Source organism: Tenacibaculum gallaicum, assembly GCF_003387615.1.
Lineage (GTDB): Bacteria > Bacteroidota > Bacteroidia > Flavobacteriales > Flavobacteriaceae > Polaribacter > Polaribacter gallaicus.
Genome location: NZ_QUNS01000013.1, coordinates 1 through 19,899, shown reverse-complemented (window position 1 = coordinate 19,899; position 19,899 = coordinate 1). Strand labels below are relative to the sequence as shown.

Below are 19,899 nucleotides of genomic sequence, written 5' to 3'. Positions count from 1 at the left end.
GTTTTAAAGTACTCCCCTAACTTCTTAAGGGTATGTTAAAAGGTTTATTTTATTACCTACAACCTTTTATTTTTGACAAAAAATAACAAAATGGCTATACATAACTTAATTCTTCAATCGAAAGAAACAACTGTAGAACTAGATGAAGTTCACCTAAGTAGTAAAAATAAAAATACTTTATCTCAACTATTAAAGGAGTTTAAACATGTGACTGTTTTAGATAAATTCAAACTCCCTCTTGATAATAAAGTTTTGTTATTTGGACATACTGGTTGTGGTAAAACTACCACCGCTAAGGCTATTGCTAAAAAACTTAATAAAAAAATTATCATACTTAATTTAGGAAATATCATTTCTTCAAAACTAGGAGAAACAGCTAAAAATATTTCCGAAGTTTTTAAAAAAGCTACAAGAGAAAGTGCTGTGCTATTTTTAGATGAATTTGATTACATCGGTAAAGCTCGTGATTATGACAGCAAAGACTCTAGCGAGATGAAACGATTGGTAAATACTGTAATTCAGTTAATAGATCAATTACCTAACAATGTTTTATTAATTGCTGCCACGAATCACTCTAGTGTTATTGATACTGCACTTTTAAGACGCTTTCAACTAAAACTTAAATTCGAAGCACCTAGTGAAACTGATTTAGATAGTTATTATGAAACTTTACTACAACAATTTCCTGAAGAGTTTAGAGAGGTAAATCGTGTGTACGGTATATCGTATGCAGAAGCTAAAGACATTACTTTTCGAGCTGTAAAAAATAAAATTATTGAAAAGGAAGAATTAAACAATCAATTAGTAAATGAATAACATTCAGAACAACCTCAACATTATTCACCAAAGAATGCAGTTTGCGTGTAAAAAAGCTAATAGAAATCCAGCAGATGTTCGCTTATTATTGGCTACAAAAACAGTAGATACTGATAAGATAAATTTCGCTTTAGAACAAGGAGAAACCCTTGTTGGTGAAAATAAAGTACAAGAGCTGAAACAAAAATGTAATGCTGTAAAACACTTACAACCTGAAGTACATTTTATAGGTCATTTACAGAGTAACAAAATTAAAGAAGTTATAAAATGGGCTAGCTGTATTGAATCTATCGATCGTTTATCAGTTGCTCAAAAATTACATCAACGTTTAACTTTTGAAGAAAAAGAAATTGATGTCTACATACAAGTAAATACCTCTTTTGAAGAAAGTAAGTTTGGGGCTAAACCAGAAGAAACCATTAAACTAGTAAAGGAGGTTTCAAAGTTTAAAAACATCCATATAAAAGGGCTAATGACTATTGGCTTGTTAAGCTCAGAGTCGGATGAAGTTCGAAAATGTTTTCGCCTTTTAAAACAACTTCAGGAGGAAGTTAAAGCACTACAAATTTCTAATGTAGTGATGGAAGAACTCTCTATGGGAATGAGTGGTGATTTAGAAATTGCTATCGAAGAAGGCGCTACTATTGTACGAGTTGGAACAGCTATTTTTGGGAAACGTATATATCCTGATAGCTATTACTGGAACGAAGCGAAAAGTAATACCTAACCTTTTTGTTAAAAAAATAACAGATGAAATTAATTATAACAATTAAATAGCTTCATCTGTTATTATAAAGTTTGGCTAGCTATGAGTCCTTATACTTTTTCCATTTCCTTAGACTTAATATATTCTTCTACTTTGTCGTAAGGAATTTCTTTTACTGGTATTTTAAAATTACCATTAGATCCTGAGATAATAATTTCACTTCTATACACTCCTTGAAAGCTTCCTGAATCTTTGTAGGGAGTAGTTCCCTTTCCTAAAGGTCCTGTCCACCCCATAGAATCAACTTTTAATCCACCTACAAAGTGAGAATCACGAACTAAATCAAATCCATATGAATAATTTTGTGCATCTCCTTCAACGTATACGCTAAAAAAACCAGGAGTATCAAGTCCAGTCCAAATATAAGTAGCTGTACATTTTTCCGGGTTCACCGGTTGTTTACCATAAAATCCCATAATAATTAGTTTTTATTTCCTACTCTGTTTACTAAAGGCTTTTCGGATTTCGCCTAGACAAAAAAGAGTGGTTGCTCTCCTAACTGCCTGTATACCAAAGTTCTTAAAACTAACACATTAAGACTCATAAAATTCTATAAACGAGTAATATTAAGGAACCAACACAGAAAAATAAACCATAAACAACTAATAATCAATAAATAAGAAACAAAAACAATACCTTTTTAAGCATTATTTAAATAGAAAGATAGTATCATTTTTAACATTAATAACGACTGTTCTTTTTATCTTTTATTACTCTTTTTAGATCTAACATATCAATTGGATTAATTCCTAAACCTATAACATTTTTCTGCGTAAAACGAATTACCTCATCATAATACAGTGGTACAATTGGCGCTTCTGCAATAATAATACTATCCATTTTTTGGTATAACCTGTAACGTTTTTTTACATCCACTTCTTTGATGGATTGCTCGTACAAAGTATCAAAAAGTTCATTTTTAAAATGCGTATAATTGGGTCCGTTAGGCGTAAAGTTTTTACTGTAAAAAAGTGACATATAATTTTCAGCATCAGGATAATCTGCGATCCAACTTGCTCTAAAAATAGGCAATTTCCCATTAGCTTTTCCTTGGCGTAATGTTGAAGGCGGAATCACATCAACTTTAGCATCTATCCCTATTTTTTGTAATTCACGTTGAATAAATTCACACAAATCTAAGTAGTTGCTATTCGTTGTAATTGCTATTTGTGGATTTGTATTTCCTGTTTCTCTTTTGTATTGTGCTACTAACTTCTTTGCTTCTTCAGGTTTGTATAAATATCCTTGTTGATTATTGAATGAGGGCAATCCTTTCGGGATGAATCCACTTGTAGCAGGACTCCCGATTCCGTTTCTCAAAAACTTAATCATCTTCTCTCTATCAAAACCATAATTTATAGCTTGTCGTATCAATTTTGATTTTGTAGGGTGATCTTCTTCTACATCTAAATAAATTCCTAAATATTCTGTGTTTAAATACGCTCCTGTTTGCATATTGATTTTAGAAACATATTTCTCTTTTAAGGTTCCATCTGTGTTTAGAATATCATCTTTATATGAAGCATCTAAACTTTTCATAAAATCGATATTTCCTTGAATAAACTGTAAAAACTCACTTTGCTTATCTGGTAAAAAAGTAACAGCTACTGCTTCTAAATACGGGAGTTGTTTTCCATTTTTATCTTTTTCAAAATATAATGGATTTTTTCTCAATACCAATTTTGTATTTTCTACCCACAGTTTAAAATGAAAAGGACCTGTTCCAATCGGGTTTGCTCTAAACTCATTTCCAAAATAATCAACAGCTTCTTTTGGAACTACAGAACAATATTTCATAGCCAGTAAGCCTAAAAAAGGAGGAAATGGTTGTTCTAAATTGATAGTAAAAACCGAATCGTTTTTGGCATGAAAGCTTTCCACATTTTGTAATACCCAACCTCCTGGAGACGCCACATTCTTATCTAGTAATCTATTAAAAGAATATTCAAAGTCTTTTGCTTTTACATTTCTTGTAGAGTCTTTTCCAAACAACTCGTGCTTGTGAAACTGCACATCCTTTCTTAACTCAAACTGATAGGTTTTTCCATCTTCTGAAATTATCCAATTTTTAGCTATAGCCGGTTGTACTTGCAAACTATCATCTAAGGCTACCAATCCATTATACAGCTGATTTACAGCCCAAATATTTCGTTGATCTTTTGCAAAGGCGGGATCTAAAGAAGTAATGTTCGAGTGCTCATTATATCTAAAAACCTGATTATTTGTATACTGAGATTCCTTTTTAGCACAAGAAAAAAGAAACAACAAAGTAATGAGTGCAACAATGCTATTTCTTCTTACGTTTATTTTTATAATAGATTTTATCTGCAATGTAAATAGTTTTAGATACTTCAGCAAAAACAACAGACTTGTCTTTGTTCGTTATTTTAATATCTTTAATTAAATTAATTTCTTGCTCTTCTTCCGTCTGCTTTTTTATTTGTTCTATTTCTTCTTCAGAAAAAACAAAATCTACATAAGCATCTTGTTTAGCAGGTCTTTTAAATTTCATAATCGCTTCTTTATCCCAAACCACATATTTATCTCCTAAAATATTAATCAACTGAATCATAAAAACGGGGTCGGTTGCCGAAAACAAACTACCACCAAAAATAGATCCTACATAGTTCTTGTTTCTGTAAGTAATAGGAATTTTTACTTGTGCTTTCAATAAATCTTCAGAAACATAATTTATTTTTCCTGTAGATCTTTTATACATGGGAGAAATATTGAAACCGTATTTAAAAATAGTACTTTGTTTAAAATATCTCTTTAAAAAATTAGAAATCGTTGCGTACATACTAATTATTGTTCAAATCCATATTCTCGCTCTACTTTACAAATACGAAGTTGGTATTTTTGATACCATTTTTCTCTCCCTAGCTCCCTCGCTTCTATATGCTCTATATTATTCTTCCATTTTGTAATAGCTTCCAAACTTTCCCAATACGAAACCGTAATTCCAACATCACTTCTAGCTGATTCAATTCCAAGATAACCTTCTTGTTTTTTAGCTAGATTCTCCATTTTTTCAGCCATTTCATAATAACCTTCAGTATTAGTTGTAATTATTGTGGTGAAAATTACCGCATAGTATGGCAGTTTTAAGTTATCTTCTATCATAAATTTAGTTCATATTTAGTTTCGGGTAAGCCAATATCATCACTTACAAATTTCTCTATCTCAACAAAGTTGAATCGTTCTAATATTTTAGCGGAAGCCACATTTTCATCTACCACGCATCCTATAAGTTTCTTTATCCCAATCGATTTACAATACTGTATCAATCCTTCGCAAAGTTCTGTTGCAAAACCATGTCCCCAATATCGCTCTATAAATCGATACCCTATTTCATCATTTCCTTCTTCATCTTTAGTCAATGCAAGGGTACCTATAAATTCTTTGTCTGATTTACGCTCTACAGCATAAATCCAAAAATCGTTTTCTTTATTTTCATATCGCGCTATAAGTTGTTTCAAATCCTTTTTACTTTCTTCTAAATCTTTAGGTTCCCCTGTAGCATATTGCAATACTTTCGGATTGCTTTCTAACTCATAAAAACACTCTATATCAACAACTTGAAGCTTTCGAATAAGTAATCTTTTCGTTTCAAAAATCATGAATATTATCGTACTTTTGCAAACCCAAAACTGCTTTAAGCAGTAGTAGATTAAATAAACTATACGAACTTCTAAAAAATTAAAGACTTGTACAAGGCTTTTGTTTTTTATTTAGGACAGAGAAAATATGAATGTAGATAAGAAAGTAGCTTTTTACACCTTAGGTTGTAAATTAAATTTTTCAGAAACCTCAACCATTGCCAGAAACTTTGTTAATGAAGGCTTTGAGCGTGTTGAGTTTGAAGAGAAAGCAGATATATATGTGATTAATACTTGTTCTGTAACAGACAATGCTGACAAACGTTTTAAAAGCATTGTAAAATCTGCCCTAAAGAAAAATGAAGAAGCTTTTGTTATTGGTGTAGGATGTTATGCGCAATTAAAGCCTGAAGAATTAGCTGCTGTTGATGGTGTAGATTTAGTATTAGGAGCTACTGAAAAGTTTAATGTAACTAGCTACATTAACGACTTAACCAAAAATGATATTGGTGAAGTACATTCTTGTGAGATTGAAGATGCCGATTTTTATGTAGGTTCCTATTCTATTGGAGACCGTACTCGTGCTTTTTTAAAAGTGCAAGATGGTTGTGACTACAAATGTACTTACTGTACGATACCACTAGCTCGTGGAATTTCACGAAGTGATACGTTAGAAAACGTATTAAAAAACGCCAAAGAAATTTCAGAAAAAGGGATTAAAGAAATTGTATTAACCGGAGTAAATATTGGTGATTACGGAAAAGGTGAATTTGGAAACAAAAAACACGAACATACCTTTTTAGAATTGGTACAAGCGCTTAATAAAGTTGAAGGAATTAATCGTTTGCGAATTTCATCTATTGAACCAAACTTATTAAAAGATGAAACCATTGATTTTGTTTCCAACTCAAACACTTTTGTGCCTCATTTTCATATTCCTCTACAATCTGGTAGTGATGAATTATTAAAAAAAATGAAACGTCGTTACTTACGAAAAGTGTACACCGATAGAGTTACCAAGATTAAAGAAGTAATGCCTAATGCCTGTGTTGGTGTAGATGTTATTGTTGGGTTCCCTGGTGAAACGGATGAGTTATTCTTAGAAACCTACAATTACTTAACTAACTTAGACATTTCATACTTACACGTTTTCACATACTCTGAAAGACCTAATACAGAAGCTGTTGAAATGGATGGTGTTATTCCTAAGAAAACACGTGCAAAACGTAGTAAAATGCTACGCGGATTATCTGTTAAAAAACGTAGAGCTTTTTATGAAAGTCAATTAGGGAATACATTAACCGTATTATTTGAAAGTGAAAACAAAGAAGGATACATACATGGGTTTACCGAAAACTATGTAAAAGTTAAGGCTCCTTGGAATCCTGAATTAGTAAATACACTACACACAGTTACGTTAGCAAAAATTGATGAAGACGGTTTAGTTCGTTTTGATTTTGTGGATGCAGAAGTTATTGCTTAATGTCTTTACAAAAGTATTCTTATATCCTATGTAATATACTTATTGGGCAGCTTATTTTTCTTGTATGTTTTAATCAAAGACAGAATAGAAATTATAAGAAGTATCAAACCTAAAAACCTTAAATATTTTTTTGCTTACTATGAAAATACTAACTTAAGAAAATATTTACTATTGTTTCTTTCCTCTAGATACGATAATCCTCTTTATAAAATTATCCTAAATAGTTTTATGTTATTTATATGGGTGCCTTTTTGGGTTATAGATAAAATATTCCATTTAAATATTTTTGAAGATAAATAATAGTTATTTTTATAGTCAAAATAAACTTTTCACATACAAAAAACTCACTTATGAAATACCTATTATACTCTTTTTTAGCCTTAGGAATCTCTTGTGGTATTCCTAAAAAAAATTCTGAAACCAAAGTAACAGAACCAATAGAAAAAGAAACAATCATTGAAGAGGAAGAAGAAGTTGCAAAACCTGTAACTCCTCAAAATGAGTTAATTGTTGTTCTTAAAAATGCTAAAAGTATCGATGATGTAAAATCACTTATAAAAAATAGCGGCTTAACTTGGAGTAAAATGGCTTATGAAACTGATGCTTCAAAAATAGCTATTGTTGAAGTCCCAGAAGGGAAACGCGAGTTTTGGATTAATAAACTACAAGAAAGCGGAGAGTTTAGATCAGTTAATAGTAACTCAGAAGAGAATTTGACTGACATTATTTCCGAAGAAAAAAATAATCTTTTAAGAATTATCAAAACACAATGTTTTGGCGATTGCCCAGTGTATACAGTTTCCATTGATAAAGAAGGAAATGTAGTTTATAACGGAGTTAAATATGTATTAGAAAAAGGAATTCGTGAATTTACTCTTTCAGAAAAACAACTTAAAGAGCTTACTGATAAACTTAATAAAAAAGATTTTAAAAGCTTTAAAGACGCATATAACAATCCTAAAATCCCAGATTTATCTAGCACTTATATTGTTCATAACGGAAAACAAATCTTAATTCGTTTATGGAAAGATATTCCTGATGAACTTATTGATGTACATGAATATATTGATGGTATTTTACTAGACAAAAAGTTTATTGAATAATGCCAAAAACTCACTTGTATTTTGTTCCTGGTTTAGCTGCCAATATCAAAATATTTGAGCATATATCTTTACCAGAGGAACATTTTGAACTCCACTTTTTAGATTGGATGCTACCAACATCTATCGATGAAAGCATTCAAGATTATGCACAAAGATTATGTACTAAAATTCAACATAGAAACCCTATATTAATTGGAGTTTCTTTTGGCGGTATTATAGTGCAAGAAATGAGTAAAATTATTAATTGCAAAAAAGTAATTATCATATCAAGTGTTAAAAACAATAAAGAGTTTCCAAAACGTTTTAAATTAGCACAAATAACAAAAGCCTATAAACTTTTCCCTTCAAAAGTTATTTCAAACATTGAAAGTTACGAACATTATTTTTTTAATGATTATTTAAAAAAACGAGCTGAGTTATATAAAATATATCTATCAGTAAGAGACAAAGAGTATTTGCAATGGGCTATATATAACGTATTACATTGGAAACAAGAAAAATCAATTCCTGATATAATACACATTCACGGAAAAAAAGATGAAGTTTTTCCTATAAAATATATTAAAAACGCAATTGAAGTTGAAAATGGTACACATGTAATGATACTGAACAAGGCAAAAACTATTTCTAAAATATTAAAAAAGGAATGTTTTTTGATAGATTAAAACCAGTACACAACTTAAACAAAACTAAAAGAAAAATGAACAAATCAATCCGCTTCTTATCTATCTTAACTATAGTATTTCTTGGAATTTTATTTACCAATACTATAAGTAAATCAAACGAACCAACCATTAAAAATGTAGCTGAAAGCTACGAGGTTAAAGCTTTAAAGTTACCTAACGATTTAAATTTGGCAGGTGAACGAGTTCCTATTGAAAAACCTGACATTAGAGAACGAATGGATCGTGAACTGTTGGTAAACACTTATTGGCAGTCTAACGGATTATTGCTTATAAAACGTGCTAATAAGTACTTTCCTATTTTAGAACCTTTGTTAGAAAAATACGGGTTACCTGATGATTTTAAATTTTTAGCATTGGCTGAAAGCGGATTTATTGATGAAACATCACATGTAGGAGCAGCAGGAATGTGGCATTTTATGAAGCAAACAGGTAGAGAATATGGATTAGAAATTAACAGCAACGTTGATGAGCGTTATCATATAGAAAAATCTACCAAAGTAGCTGCTGAATACTTGAAAAAATCAAAAGAACGTTTTGGCTCTTGGACACTTGCAGCAGCAGCTTATAACGCTGGTAACTATGGAGTTTCTAAAAGATTAGATGCTCAAGGGGTAACTAGCTACTATGATGCCTTATTACCTGATGAGACTGAACGTTATGTTTTTAGAGTCTTAGCTTTAAAAGAAATTATTTCTAATCCTAAAGAGTATGGTTTTGTTTTCGACCAAGAAGATTTGTATACACTCCCTGAAACATATACAGTAAAAGTAGATACTGCCATTAGTAACATTGCTTTATTTGCTAAAAAGTTCGGAACTACTTACAAGGAACTTAAATTACATAATTCTTGGTTACGAGAAAATAAATTAAATAACCGTAGCAGAAAACTATACGAAATTAAAATCCCTGTACAATAACAGGAGCAAACACTTTTAGTTTACATTTTATTTTCCGCTAATAATTTATCCTTATTAAAAATAACGTAATAGCTATTTATAAAACTTTTTTTACTCTGCCTACAATTCCAGAGTCTAATTGTACTTTAATTCCGTGAGGATGGGTTGCTGATTTAGTTAAAATTTTACTTACTACACCATTTGTTAATTCACCGGTTCTTTGATGGTGTTTCTGTACTACTTCAACTTTTGCTCCTATGGTAATATCTTTTTTATGGTTACCGTTTTTCATTTTATTAAATTATTTTTAAATACAAAAAATAAGAAAGCCTATCAATCTTGATAGGCTTTACTCATTAAAAAATTAACTAGTAATAACTATATATATTATAATACTCGTACGTTTACTGCGTTTAATCCTTTTTTTCCATCTTGTAAATCGAATTCAACCTCGTCGTTTTCACGAACTTCGTCGATTAATCCTGAAACATGTACAAAATGTTCTTTGTTTGATCCTTCTTCTGTAATAAATCCAAATCCTTTTGATTCGTTGAAGAATTTTACTATACCTTTATTCATTATAAAAAATTAATATGTTACTTACTTAAGTGTCTGTAACATTTATTGTAATACAAATGTAGTGCCAAATTATTTAACAACAGATAAAACACTCATTTTCTTTTGCTTAATAACTTAAAAAGCTCATTCTTTCGAATGAGCTTTAATTTTTATTTACAACTTATTTTCTAGTGAAAATCAGTGTTTAATTTTATGTAATCTAAAAACTCACGTTTGGTTTCTTTGTTTTTAAACGCTCCACCAAACTCAGCAGTTACCGTACTACTTTCAATATCTTTAATACCACGTGAATTTACACACAAGTGTTTTGCATCAATAACACAAGCTACATCTTGAGTACCTAAAGCTTCTTGCATTGCTTGTACAACTTGCATTGTTAAACGCTCTTGTACTTGCGGACGCTTAGCATAATACTCTACAATACGATTCATCTTAGATAAACCGATTACTTTACCATTTGAAATATACGCAACGTGTGCTCTACCAATGATTGGTAATAAGTGATGCTCACATGTTGAATATACAATAATGTTTTTTTCAACTAACATTTCACCATACTTATATGTATTGTCAAATGTTGATGCTTCTGGTTTGTTTTCTGGATTTAATCCCATAAACAACTCATTTACGAAAGCTTTTGCTACTCTTTTAGGAGTACCTTGCATGCTATCGTCAGTTAAATCCATTCCTAAGGTTTCAAGAATTTCTTTAACGCTCTCTTGAATTTTATCAATTTTTTCCTTGTCAGAAATATCGAAAGCATCTGGACGTAAAGGCGTCTTCGCCGACGTACCAATGTGGTTCTCTCCTATTTCATCTATGCTATCGTCATTCATTTTGTTGTTCTTCACTTCAAACATTTCTATCTAAAATTAGTAGGGCGCAAATTTACAATATTGTTGGTAATTTACTGCACTTTATTTATCAATTCATCTAAAGAACAAGTAGTTTGCTCTCCTGTCAACATATTTTTAACAACAAGCGTACCATTTTCAACGGTAGTTACTACAAACTCTATTTCTCTATTTGTAGCATACTTCCATTGCTTTTTTTGCTGATTGTTACTGCTTGCCACATCTGGATACATTTCTGACTTTATATTATTTTGTCTTAATGCTTTGATGGCTTTTATTTTATCTAAACTTTCGTTTTCTTCAAAATTTAAGAACAATACTTCTGGTTTTGGTAATTCTACTGCCTCAAACAGTTCTAATTCCTCCATTACCAAGTAAATTCTGTCCAATCCAAAAGAAATTCCTACTCCCGAAACATCCTTTAAACCGAAGATTCCTGTCAAGTCGTCATAACGACCTCCACCTCCAATAGAACCCATTTTTACACCTTTAGGTGCTCCTACTTCATAAATAGCTCCTGTGTAGTAGTTTAAACCACGTGCTAAAGTTACATCTAGTTCTAAAGTTGCTGAATCTAATCCGATACTTTCAACACTATCAACTACGGTTCTTAAATCAGCTACTCCTTGTAGTCCTTCTTCTGAACCCTGTAACATTGCCTCTAAAGAAGCTAACTTGTCTTGATTACTTCCTGAAAAATTAAATAACGGATCAACTTTTTCTATCGCTTCGGCAGAAATTCCTTTCTCCAACATCTCCTTAACCACACCATCTTTTCCTACTTTATCTAACTTATCTAAAGCAACTGTAAAATCAATCAATTTGTCTGATGCTCCAATTACCTCAGCAATTCCAGATAAGATTTTTCGGTTGTTGATTTTGATAGTCGTACCTTTTAATCCTAACTTACTAAAAACAGTATCATATAATTGTACAAACTCAACTTCCTGCCATAACGAAGTACTTCCTACCACATCGGCATCACATTGATAAAACTCACGGAAACGTCCTTTTTGAGGTCTATCTGCTCTCCAAACTGGTTGAATTTGGTAACGTTTAAATGGAAATGTTATTTCGTTTTGGTGTTGTACTACGTATCGTGCAAACGGAACTGTTAAGTCGTAACGCAATGCTTTTTCAGAAATTTTCAACGTAACTTTTTGACTGTCTTTATCTGCCAATAAGTTTTCATCTACTTTCTTTAAATAATCACCAGAATTCAAGATTTTAAAAATCAATCTATCCCCTTCTTCTCCATATTTTCCCATTAGTGTAGAAGAGTTTTCAAAACTTGGCGTTTCAATAGGTTGAAATCCAAAATTTTCAAACGACTGTTTAATCGTGTTAAAAATATAGTTTCTTTTTGCTACTTCCGTTGATGAAAAATCTCTTGTTCCTTTTGGGATTCCTGGTTTCATTTTATTGGTTTTTAGTCATTAGCTCTTAGTCGTTAGTTGCACTAAGCACTAAAGTATATTTATAATTATGAATTAATTGTTAATTCGTAATTTGATTTGCATTTTAGCCTGCAAATATCCGAAAAAATATGAAGAAAAATGTTATTTAGCTCTCGCTTTATTTTTGCGTTTTAAACGGTAAATTGTAGCGTTTAGCTCGAATCCTAAGAGTAAAATAATTGCATTTAGCCAAACGAATAGCATTAAAACCAATAAAGTACCTATTGACCCGTATAATTGGTTGTATTGAGCAAACTTAACTACATAAATTCCAAATAAGTAAAAGGTAAACATAGATACTACTGTAGTTAAAATGGCTCCTGGTGAAAAGAATTTTACTTCTTTTCCTTGTTTGGTTCCGTATCTAAAGAGTAAGGATACAATGGTAAAAATCATCACAAGAAACAAGAAACCTCTTCCGTAGTAAAACAAATCTAAATCTCCTGTGTTTAACCATCCAATTTTGTGAATTCTTGTTAGCGCTATTTGATAAAAAATAATTAGCGTTACGGTAACAATTAAGAAAAAAGACATCAATAATGACACTCCTAAAGAAACGAAATAGGCTCTTAAAACACTTCTTACTTCGGTTACGTGATAGGAATATTCAAATCCGCCAAATATGGCATTTACACCATTGGTCATTAAAAAGATAGAAGCTAAAAAACCAAATGACAACAATCCTCCATATTGATTGTTAATAATATCTTTGATCACAAAATCTACTGCTTCAAAGGTTTTTGGTGGCAGTGCTTCTTGCATTAACGATAGTAAACCATCTTGAAATCCATCAATTGGGATATATGGAATCAGCGTTAAAATGAATAATAAGAATGGAAAGATTGCCATAAAGAAGCTAAAAGCAATACCTCCTGCCCTTGTTGTTAATGCTCCTTTTACAATACCGATAACATACATTTCGAGTACATCATATAAAGACATTCCTTCTAACCCTGGAATTTTAATTTTCTTTCCAAAGGCTACGAGCCAGTTTATTACTGGAATTTTCTCAAGGCTTTCTTCTATGTGTTTAGTCATTTTCTTTTTTGTTGCAAAGTGTTTCTAGTTTCAGAGACTCTAAGTTACAAAGTCTTTTTGGTTGCAAAGTGCTATTGGTTGCTAAGGTTCAAAGATGCTAAGTCTTTTTAGTTTCAAAGTTGAATAGTGTTGCTGTATCAAAGTTGCATAGTTTTTATCGTTTTTCTTTGAGCTTTCTTATTAAACTTGACAGCATTCTTTCTATTTCTCTTGATTCTTCATAAAGTCTGTCAAAAGATTCTTTTGAAATATACTCTAAGTTTGAAGAAATTTCAAGCTGCGTTTGTAATTCAAACAACGAGGCTATTCCAATCTTTAAAAAACGAATATAATCTCCTAAACTTTGTCTTCCAAATCCTTCAGAAATATTACTTGGTACTGAAACTGCACTTCTCCTTATTTGTGAAGTTAGTCCAAAAGTTTCTTCTCTAGGAAAATTATTAGATACTTTATAAACCTCAGTTACAAAACCCATCGATTTTTGCCAAACTAACAAATCTCTAAACGTTTTTATACGTGTTTTCTCTTTCATTTTATACTTTTCTTTTTCACTTTACCACTTTGTTTCTATAACTCTTAGAAGCTTTGCTTCTTCTTTAGCTTTGCATCTCTGCCACTTTCTAACTTCACCTCTCAGCTTCTTAAAAACTTTGTTACTTTGTTTCATACCCCTAGCAACTTTGCCTTTTTTCAACTTTGCTTCTTTGTTACTCCAATACCCCCAACCACATTACTCCACTACAATATCATATGTATACAACAATCCTACAATGTTTTCATTTGAGAATTTCGCTCTTTTAATTTTATTGCTTTCAGGATCAATCGCAAAATTAGTAGCAGTTGTAAAATCTGCTTTTTCTAAATTCGTCTGATCAAAAATTGCTCCTTTTAAATCACAATCTTTAAAGAGACCTCTACTTAGGTCAGCTTCAACAAAATCTACTTCTTGCAAATTACAACTTATAAATTTTGTAGTAGGAATTTTTAATTGGTAAAAAGAAGATAAGTTTAGCTGGCAGTTATGAAAGCTCATTTCTAGTAAAAAGTTGTTGCATTCATTAAACTTTACCCCAACCATTTTACAATTTTCAAAAGTGCAATCTTTAAAAAAAGTGTGGTTTACCACTGTATTGCTAAAATTACAGTTGATAAACTCACACTCTAAAAATTCAATATTTGAAGCATGTACGTTCTCGAAATTGCAATTCTCGAACGTACAGCTGTCATATTCTCCTTTGTTGATTTTTGTTACTGTAAAATCAACTTTTGTAAACGTTTCGTTGTCTAAATAACTATTCAAAATAAATCCTATTTATTTAAACTTTGTATTGATTTAATACTTCAAGTGATTTTAAAAGGTCTTTAACAACATCTTTTGATTTTACTTTCAAAGGATAGTACGCATTAGTTGTTAACACTAATTCAACTTCTTGATTTCTGTATAATGTAGGCAAACTATCCTCTCCTATAAACATAACTCTGTTAACCGAATTATATGGTGGTTTAAAATATACTTCAACCTCTTTTGGCCCTTGACCTTTTTTATATATAACATTTGTTATTGTAACATCTAATGTTACCTTTTTTAAATCTAAAAGGTCTTTAGATACTTTAATATACTTGTAAGAATAAAATAAGTAAATGGTTATTAATCCAGAAATAATTAATAGCATTAAAATTGTTGGAAATACTCCCATTGATTCAAAAATACTCATATCTGGATTAGATATAGTTGATCTTCTTTTACTAGGAATCATTCCCACAGGAATAAAAGACACTATTAAAAAGAATATAAAACTCCCTCCTCCCCAATTTACTATTGTATTTGTTATCTTTTTTTTATAACCCTCTAACTTTATTTTTTCAATAAACTCTAATTTTTCTATTTTCATATTTTATTTTTTATTTTAATCCTCTCGCTTTTAGCATTGGTTCCGCTTGTGGATCTCTTCCTGCAAAAACTTTATACATTTCTGCATAATCCATCGTGTTTCCTTTCGATAAGATTTGTTCTCTAAACTTCTGACCGTTTTCTCTAGTTAACAATCCGTTGTTTTTAAACCAATCGTACGCATCGTGACTTAACATTTCTGTCCATAAATACGAGTAATATCCTGCTCCATATCCTCCACTAAAAATATGTGCGAAATATGTTGAACGGTATCTTGGTGGGACCTCATCAATCTTTAACTTCATTTTAACCAATGCCTCTTCTTCAAATTTAGCTACATCTTCAATAGTAGTATCTACTGAAATAGTGTGCCATTGCATATCTAAATTAGAAGATGCTAAGTTTTCAATAATTGAATATCCTTGATTGAACGTTCCTGCATCTTTAATTTTTTGTAATAACGCATCAGGAATTACTTCTCCTGTTTTATAATGCAATGCATAGTTGTTTAATACCTCTGGATGTGTTGCCCAGTTTTCGTTAAACTGTGATGGAAACTCTACAAAATCTCTTGCGGTACTTGTTCCTGAAATTGATGCATATTTTTGATTTCCGAATAAACCGTGTAACGCATGTCCGAACTCATGAAAGGTAGTTTCTACATTATCAAAACTGATTAATGCTGGTTCTCCTTCTGCTGGTTTAGGGTAGTTACAAACGTTGTAGATTACTGGCTTTTGTCCTCTTAATTTAGATTGCTTTACAAAAGCACTCATCCAAGCTCCTCCTCTTTTACTATCTCTTGCAAAAAAGTCTCCGTAGAACAATCCTAACTTACTACCATCTTCTTCAAAGATTTCATACACTACCACATCTGGGTGATATGTTGGAATATCTGTACGCTTTTTAAAGGTGATTCCGTATAATTTTGTAGCAGCATAAAACACCCCTTTTTCTAATACGTTGGTTAACTCAAAGTATGGTTTTACCTCATCTTCATTTAAGTTGTACTTAGACTTACGTACTTTTTCAGCAAAATGGTTCCAATCGTATGGAGCTAAAGTAAAATCGTTTCCTTCTTTATTGATTTCTGCTTGAATTTCTTTCGTTTCAGCAGCTACTTTTGCTAACGACCCTGGAATTAATCCGTTGAACATTTCAAAAACTTTATCTGGTGTAGAAGCCATTGTTCCTTGTAAGCTCCAACTAGCAAAATTGTCAAAACCTAAAATCTGTGCTTTCTTAGCACGTAACGAAGCCATTTTCTTTACTAAATCGCTTGTATCGTACTCACCCGCATCAGTTCTGTGAATTGATTTTTCAAACAATTCTTTACGAACTTCTCTATTCTCTAAAGTTTGTAATAAAGGTTGTTGTGTAGTGTTAATCAGTTGGATTTCGTACTTACCGTCTTTCTCTAAACCTTTAATTGTTTCTTCTGAAAGTCCTTTTAACTGTTCTTTATCCGTAACCGTTAAACCTCCTTTTTTACTCGCATCTAATAACTTTTTTCCGAAGTCGTTAGATAAACTTGCTAATTCTGCATTGATTTCTTTTAACTCGTTCTTCTTTTCTTCCGATAGGTCAGCGCCTGCTTTTACAAATTTTTTATAATACTCTTTTACCAAGTGTTCATCTTCTGCATCTAAACCTAAAGATTCTAAATTAAAATATATAAATTTTATTTTTTCAAACAACTTGGTGTTTAATAAAATTTCATCGTTGTGTTTAGAAAACTTTGGAGCTAATTCTTTTTGATTGTCTTTAATCGTATCGTTCGTATGTGCTCCTGCTAAAGCGTAAAAAACCGCCTCAACATTATCTAACGTTTTACTACTTTCTTCAAAAGCTATAATGGTGTTTTCAAATGTTGGTGCTTCCGTATTTGCTATAATTTTAGCAATCTCTTCATTTTGAACTTCCATACCTTTTAAAATTGCAGGCATAAAGTGTTCGTTCTTTATTTTAGTAAAATCTGGTGCTCCAAAGTCTAAAGAACTTTTTACTAATAATGGATTTTCTACCATGTTTGAAGTGGTTTCTTTTTTAGTTTGCTCTGTTTTACACGACATAGCTACTACTAGCGTTGCTATGAGTAATAGTTGTTTTTTCATGAGTTTTGGTCTTTATTATTCAAATAAAGTGAACGTAATTACCTGTTAAGATTACTTCGTTTCACTCGTAATGACGATTCTTAATTAATCAACAGCTTTTAAGCTTAAATCCATATTATATACTGAATGTGTTAAGGCTCCAGACGAAATAAAATCAACCCCACATTCTGCATATTCTCTAATGGTCTTTTCGTTGATTCCACCAGAAGATTCTGTTAAACATGTATCTCCTATCATGTCTACTGCCTTACGGGTATCTTCATAGTTAAAGTTGTCTATCAAAATTCTGTACACACCTTCGTTTTGTAAAATCTCTTCAATTTCTTCTAGGCTACGTGCCTCCACAATTATTTTAATATCCAATCCTTTTTCTGCTAGGTACTTTTTGGTTTTGGTAATAGCTTGTGTAATTCCGCCTGCAAAATCGATGTGATTATCTTTAATCATTACCATATCATATAAAGCAAATCGGTGGTTTTCTCCGCCTCCTATTTTTACCGCCCATTTTTCTAAAGCACGGATTCCTGGTGTGGTTTTACGAGTATCTAACACCTTGGTTTTAGTTCCTTCTAACAAATTGGCAAAAAACTTAGTTTTGGTTGCAATAGCACTCATACGTTGCATTGCGTTTAGCACCAAACGTTCTGCCATTAAAATAGACTGTGATTTTCCTGACACATAAAAAACAATATCTCCGTACTTTACGGGTGATCCATCATTAATCAACGTTTCAACTTTTAAATCGGCATCCACATAGTTAAACACCATTTTAGCAAACGCTACCCCTGCAATTACTCCTTCGTCTTTTACTAATAATTTAGCTTTTCCTGTTGCATCGGCAGGTATGCATGATAATGAGGTATGATCGCCATCTCCTATATCTTCTCTAATAGCGTTGGTTATAATTAAATCTAACTCTTTATTAAATTGTTCTTGTGAAATCATAGTATTGAATTGTTGAGGTAAAAATACAATTATTTTTAGTTCTCTGTTTTGAGTTCTCTGCTTATTGTTGTGTAATTTTTACCGTTTCTTTACTAACAAAATTCTAAACCTGTTACAGGTTACTTTTCACTTTCAACTACTTTGTGTGTATAGTATGTGTTTGGTATTTGTTTAGCGTATTATTTTATATATGATACATTGTACTTTTTGATAAATTTTTGTCAATTCGAGTGAATTTTACGATTGAAATGAATAAAATTTGTATCGAGAAAAAGAGTTATAGCGTTTAAATTAGTTCTCGATATTATTTTTCGTACCTCAAAATCACTCGAACTGACAGTTTCCAATATTTTTGCCTCTAAAGGCATCAACTGGTTTGACACTCTTGATTTATTTTCTTGCTTTTACGACTGTTTTTTACTCCTTCTTGTTTGTTTTTTATATTTTGCTTTCTAAATACTAACTGAATTTTAAAACTTACGTGTTGTAAAGATTAAGAAATTTTCTTTCAACTTATAACTACTCTTATATCATGGCAATAAACTATCCTTTTGGTCTTCCGTTAAAACATAATTTTGCTGAATTTGTACACTACAACGGTTTATTTCTTCCGCATGAAACTGATAGAATTTTGAATTTATGGAATGAGAATCAAAAAATTAAGGCTACGCTTAGCGGAGCGGACACTTATGATGATGAGCTTAGAAAAAGTGATGTGATGTTTATTGATAATACGGCTGAAAACGAGTGGATATATAACCGATTGGCTGGTTTGGCTATTCAGTGTAATAACGAACGTTATTGGTTTGATTTATTGGGGTTTCATAACTGTTTGCAATTGGCTAGCTATACTGAGGGTGATTTTTTTGATTGGCATTTGGATTTTGGTGCGGGTGAAATTTCTGATAGAAAACTGAGTATTTCTATGCAGTTATCTGACCCTGATGAGTATGAGGGTGGTGATTTACAGTTTATGCTGAATCAAAAAATTGTAAGTGCTCCTAGAGAGAAAGGTACCATCATTGTTTTTCCTTCTTTTATGATGCATCGCGTAACTCCTATTACCAAAGGAGTTCGTAAGTCTATCGTTGGTTGGGTTGCAGGTCCTCCGTATAGGTAATTTTTTAGTCGTTAGTCGTTAGTTATTAGTTCTTGAGAGTTCGCAGTTTATTTCTGTATGAAGTTCTTATGATGTTGCGGCAGTTGCCTTTGATAAAAAGGTCTGCACCGTAGTGTTAACGGAGTATGCCGTGATATTAGCGACCCGTGCCGCGGTGTCTTCGGAGCATGCCGTGATATCAGCGACCCGTGCCGTGGTATCTTCGGAGCATGCCGTGGTGTCAGCGACCCATGCCGTGGTGTCAGCGACCCATGCCGTGATATCAGCGACCCGTGCCGCGGTATCTTCGGAGCATGCCGTGATAGTAGCGACCCATGCCGCGGTGTCAGCGACCCATGCCGTGATATCAGCGACCCATGCCGTGGTGTCAGCGACCCGTGCCGTGGTGTCTGCGACCCATGCCGTGATATCAGCGACCCATGCCGTGGTGTCAGCGATCCGTGCCGTGATATCAGCGGGGAGTATTCAATAAAGTGTGTCAACTTATTTTTAGTTTTCTATAAACCTTTTACCAAATTTAATAATTAATTCTTGTTTTATTCTATTCCAATT

22 protein-coding genes are annotated in these 19,899 nt (G+C 32.0%); 7 read left to right on the top strand and 15 right to left on the bottom strand.

Going from position 1 to position 19,899, the window contains the following annotated elements; translation table 11 throughout:
- The first annotated feature begins 90 nt into the window (after positions 1-90).
- Both C7448_RS15160 and C7448_RS15155 read left to right on the top strand, forming a co-directional pair.
- Positions 91-816, top strand: coding sequence for an AAA family ATPase (locus tag C7448_RS15160; protein ID WP_115902257.1), 726 nt, complete (start codon positions 91-93; stop codon positions 814-816).
- Positions 809-1,543, top strand: a complete 735-nt coding sequence (locus tag C7448_RS15155; protein ID WP_115902256.1) for a YggS family pyridoxal phosphate-dependent enzyme — start codon at positions 809-811, stop codon at positions 1,541-1,543. Before C7448_RS15160 ends, C7448_RS15155 begins: the two co-directional genes overlap by 8 nt.
- An 89-nt stretch (positions 1,544-1,632) precedes the next feature.
- Here the strand turns inward: C7448_RS15155 and C7448_RS15150 are convergent, their stop codons facing one another.
- From C7448_RS15150 to C7448_RS15130, 5 genes are all read right to left on the bottom strand, one after another.
- The gene (locus tag C7448_RS15150) at positions 1,633-1,998 is read right to left on the bottom strand and encodes a hypothetical protein (protein WP_115902255.1); all 366 of its coding nucleotides are present in this window, start codon (positions 1,996-1,998) and stop codon (positions 1,633-1,635) included.
- 265 nt (positions 1,999-2,263) lie between these two features.
- Entirely contained in the window at positions 2,264-3,907 is a 1,644-nt protein-coding gene (locus C7448_RS15145) for an ABC transporter substrate-binding protein (protein WP_394342474.1), read from the bottom strand.
- Positions 3,870-4,301 (bottom strand): DUF4442 domain-containing protein, encoded by a 432-nt coding sequence (locus C7448_RS15140; RefSeq protein WP_317124712.1) that lies wholly within the window; start codon positions 4,299-4,301, stop codon positions 3,870-3,872. Before C7448_RS15140 ends, C7448_RS15145 begins: the two co-directional genes overlap by 38 nt.
- 86 nt (positions 4,302-4,387) lie before the next feature.
- Positions 4,388-4,705 (bottom strand): antibiotic biosynthesis monooxygenase family protein, encoded by a 318-nt coding sequence (locus C7448_RS15135; RefSeq protein WP_115902253.1) that lies wholly within the window; start codon positions 4,703-4,705, stop codon positions 4,388-4,390.
- Positions 4,702-5,202, bottom strand: coding sequence for a GNAT family N-acetyltransferase (locus C7448_RS15130; RefSeq protein ID WP_115902252.1), 501 nt, complete (start codon positions 5,200-5,202; stop codon positions 4,702-4,704). The genes C7448_RS15135 and C7448_RS15130 overlap by 4 nt, the downstream gene beginning before the upstream one ends.
- A 127-nt stretch (positions 5,203-5,329) precedes the next feature.
- On the opposite strand from C7448_RS15130, the gene mtaB reads away from it, so the two are divergent.
- The 4 genes from mtaB to C7448_RS15110 all read left to right on the top strand — a co-directional run bounded on the left by mtaB (position 5,330) and on the right by C7448_RS15110 (position 9,370).
- Positions 5,330-6,664, top strand: a complete 1,335-nt coding sequence (gene mtaB / locus C7448_RS15125) for a tRNA (N(6)-L-threonylcarbamoyladenosine(37)-C(2))-methylthiotransferase MtaB (RefSeq protein WP_115902251.1) — start codon at positions 5,330-5,332, stop codon at positions 6,662-6,664.
- Between the two features lie 350 nt (positions 6,665-7,014).
- Positions 7,015-7,767, top strand: coding sequence for a DUF6438 domain-containing protein (locus tag C7448_RS15120; protein ID WP_115902250.1), 753 nt, complete (start codon positions 7,015-7,017; stop codon positions 7,765-7,767).
- Positions 7,767-8,432: an alpha/beta hydrolase family protein gene (locus C7448_RS15115; protein ID WP_115902249.1), complete on the top strand. Its 666-nt coding sequence runs from the start codon at positions 7,767-7,769 to the stop codon at positions 8,430-8,432. Before C7448_RS15120 ends, C7448_RS15115 begins: the two co-directional genes overlap by 1 nt.
- 35 nt (positions 8,433-8,467) lie before the next feature.
- The gene (locus tag C7448_RS15110; protein ID WP_115902291.1) at positions 8,468-9,370 is read left to right on the top strand and encodes a lytic transglycosylase domain-containing protein; all 903 of its coding nucleotides are present in this window, start codon (positions 8,468-8,470) and stop codon (positions 9,368-9,370) included.
- 76 nt (positions 9,371-9,446) lie between these two features.
- On the opposite strand, the gene C7448_RS15105 is transcribed toward C7448_RS15110, so the two are convergent.
- The 10 genes from C7448_RS15105 to nadC all read right to left on the bottom strand — a co-directional run bounded on the left by C7448_RS15105 (position 9,447) and on the right by nadC (position 18,227).
- Positions 9,447-9,641, bottom strand: a complete 195-nt coding sequence (locus tag C7448_RS15105) for a YwbE family protein (protein WP_115902248.1) — start codon at positions 9,639-9,641, stop codon at positions 9,447-9,449.
- Positions 9,642-9,736: 95 nt separating this feature from the next.
- Entirely contained in the window at positions 9,737-9,928 is a 192-nt protein-coding gene (locus C7448_RS15100; protein WP_115902247.1) for a cold-shock protein, read from the bottom strand.
- A 167-nt stretch (positions 9,929-10,095) separates the two neighbouring features.
- The gene (gene folE, locus C7448_RS15095; protein WP_115902246.1) at positions 10,096-10,788 is read right to left on the bottom strand and encodes a GTP cyclohydrolase I FolE; all 693 of its coding nucleotides are present in this window, start codon (positions 10,786-10,788) and stop codon (positions 10,096-10,098) included.
- 47 nt (positions 10,789-10,835) lie between these two features.
- Entirely contained in the window at positions 10,836-12,200 is a 1,365-nt protein-coding gene (gene hisS, locus C7448_RS15090) for a histidine--tRNA ligase (protein WP_115902245.1), read from the bottom strand.
- Between the two features lie 141 nt (positions 12,201-12,341).
- Positions 12,342-13,277, bottom strand: a complete 936-nt coding sequence (locus C7448_RS15085; RefSeq protein WP_115902244.1) for a YihY/virulence factor BrkB family protein — start codon at positions 13,275-13,277, stop codon at positions 12,342-12,344.
- A gap of 154 nt (positions 13,278-13,431) precedes the next feature.
- Positions 13,432-13,809 carry a four helix bundle protein gene (locus C7448_RS15080; protein WP_245939494.1) on the bottom strand — a complete coding sequence of 126 codons (378 nt, stop codon included), beginning with the start codon at positions 13,807-13,809 and terminating at the stop codon, positions 13,432-13,434.
- A 198-nt stretch (positions 13,810-14,007) separates the two neighbouring features.
- Positions 14,008-14,577, bottom strand: a complete 570-nt coding sequence (locus C7448_RS15075) for a pentapeptide repeat-containing protein (RefSeq protein ID WP_211321930.1) — start codon at positions 14,575-14,577, stop codon at positions 14,008-14,010.
- A gap of 16 nt (positions 14,578-14,593) precedes the next feature.
- A complete protein-coding gene (locus tag C7448_RS15070; protein ID WP_115902242.1) occupies positions 14,594-15,169 on the bottom strand; it encodes a hypothetical protein in 576 nt (191 codons plus the stop codon).
- 10 nt (positions 15,170-15,179) lie between these two features.
- Entirely contained in the window at positions 15,180-17,282 is a 2,103-nt protein-coding gene (locus C7448_RS15065) for a M3 family metallopeptidase (RefSeq protein ID WP_115902241.1), read from the bottom strand.
- An 84-nt stretch (positions 17,283-17,366) separates the two neighbouring features.
- Positions 17,367-18,227, bottom strand: a complete 861-nt coding sequence (gene nadC / locus C7448_RS15060) for a carboxylating nicotinate-nucleotide diphosphorylase (RefSeq protein WP_115902240.1) — start codon at positions 18,225-18,227, stop codon at positions 17,367-17,369.
- 532 nt (positions 18,228-18,759) lie between these two features.
- On the opposite strand from nadC, the gene C7448_RS15055 reads away from it, so the two are divergent.
- The gene (locus C7448_RS15055) at positions 18,760-19,347 is read left to right on the top strand and encodes a 2OG-Fe(II) oxygenase family protein (protein ID WP_115902239.1); all 588 of its coding nucleotides are present in this window, start codon (positions 18,760-18,762) and stop codon (positions 19,345-19,347) included.
- Positions 19,348-19,899: the final 552 nt, after the last annotated feature.

What these genes read in the sequence shown, in the direction of transcription:
- C7448_RS15160 (WP_115902257.1), top strand. Translation starts at nt 91, where the DNA reads ATGGCTATACATAACTTAATTCTTCAATCGAAAGAAACAACTGTAGAA.
- C7448_RS15155 (WP_115902256.1), top strand. Translation starts at nt 809, where the DNA reads ATGAATAACATTCAGAACAACCTCAACATTATTCACCAAAGAATGCAG.
- C7448_RS15150 (WP_115902255.1), bottom strand. Translation starts at nt 1,998, where the DNA reads ATGGGATTTTATGGTAAACAACCGGTGAACCCGGAAAAATGTACAGCT.
- C7448_RS15140 (WP_317124712.1), bottom strand. Translation starts at nt 4,301, where the DNA reads ATGTATAAAAGATCTACAGGAAAAATAAATTATGTTTCTGAAGATTTA.
- C7448_RS15135 (WP_115902253.1), bottom strand. Translation starts at nt 4,705, where the DNA reads ATGATAGAAGATAACTTAAAACTGCCATACTATGCGGTAATTTTCACC.
- C7448_RS15130 (WP_115902252.1), bottom strand. Translation starts at nt 5,202, where the DNA reads ATGATTTTTGAAACGAAAAGATTACTTATTCGAAAGCTTCAAGTTGTT.
- mtaB (WP_115902251.1), top strand. Translation starts at nt 5,330, where the DNA reads ATGAATGTAGATAAGAAAGTAGCTTTTTACACCTTAGGTTGTAAATTA.
- C7448_RS15120 (WP_115902250.1), top strand. Translation starts at nt 7,015, where the DNA reads ATGAAATACCTATTATACTCTTTTTTAGCCTTAGGAATCTCTTGTGGT.
- C7448_RS15115 (WP_115902249.1), top strand. Translation starts at nt 7,767, where the DNA reads ATGCCAAAAACTCACTTGTATTTTGTTCCTGGTTTAGCTGCCAATATC.
- C7448_RS15110 (WP_115902291.1), top strand. Translation starts at nt 8,468, where the DNA reads ATGAACAAATCAATCCGCTTCTTATCTATCTTAACTATAGTATTTCTT.
- C7448_RS15105 (WP_115902248.1), bottom strand. Translation starts at nt 9,641, where the DNA reads ATGAAAAACGGTAACCATAAAAAAGATATTACCATAGGAGCAAAAGTT.
- C7448_RS15100 (WP_115902247.1), bottom strand. Translation starts at nt 9,928, where the DNA reads ATGAATAAAGGTATAGTAAAATTCTTCAACGAATCAAAAGGATTTGGA.
- folE (WP_115902246.1), bottom strand. Translation starts at nt 10,788, where the DNA reads ATGTTTGAAGTGAAGAACAACAAAATGAATGACGATAGCATAGATGAA.
- hisS (WP_115902245.1), bottom strand. Translation starts at nt 12,200, where the DNA reads ATGAAACCAGGAATCCCAAAAGGAACAAGAGATTTTTCATCAACGGAA.
- C7448_RS15085 (WP_115902244.1), bottom strand. Translation starts at nt 13,277, where the DNA reads ATGACTAAACACATAGAAGAAAGCCTTGAGAAAATTCCAGTAATAAAC.
- C7448_RS15080 (WP_245939494.1), bottom strand. Translation starts at nt 13,809, where the DNA reads ATGAAAGAGAAAACACGTATAAAAACGTTTAGAGATTTGTTAGTTTGG.
- C7448_RS15070 (WP_115902242.1), bottom strand. Translation starts at nt 15,169, where the DNA reads ATGAAAATAGAAAAATTAGAGTTTATTGAAAAAATAAAGTTAGAGGGT.
- C7448_RS15065 (WP_115902241.1), bottom strand. Translation starts at nt 17,282, where the DNA reads ATGAAAAAACAACTATTACTCATAGCAACGCTAGTAGTAGCTATGTCG.
- nadC (WP_115902240.1), bottom strand. Translation starts at nt 18,227, where the DNA reads ATGATTTCACAAGAACAATTTAATAAAGAGTTAGATTTAATTATAACC.
- C7448_RS15055 (WP_115902239.1), top strand. Translation starts at nt 18,760, where the DNA reads ATGGCAATAAACTATCCTTTTGGTCTTCCGTTAAAACATAATTTTGCT.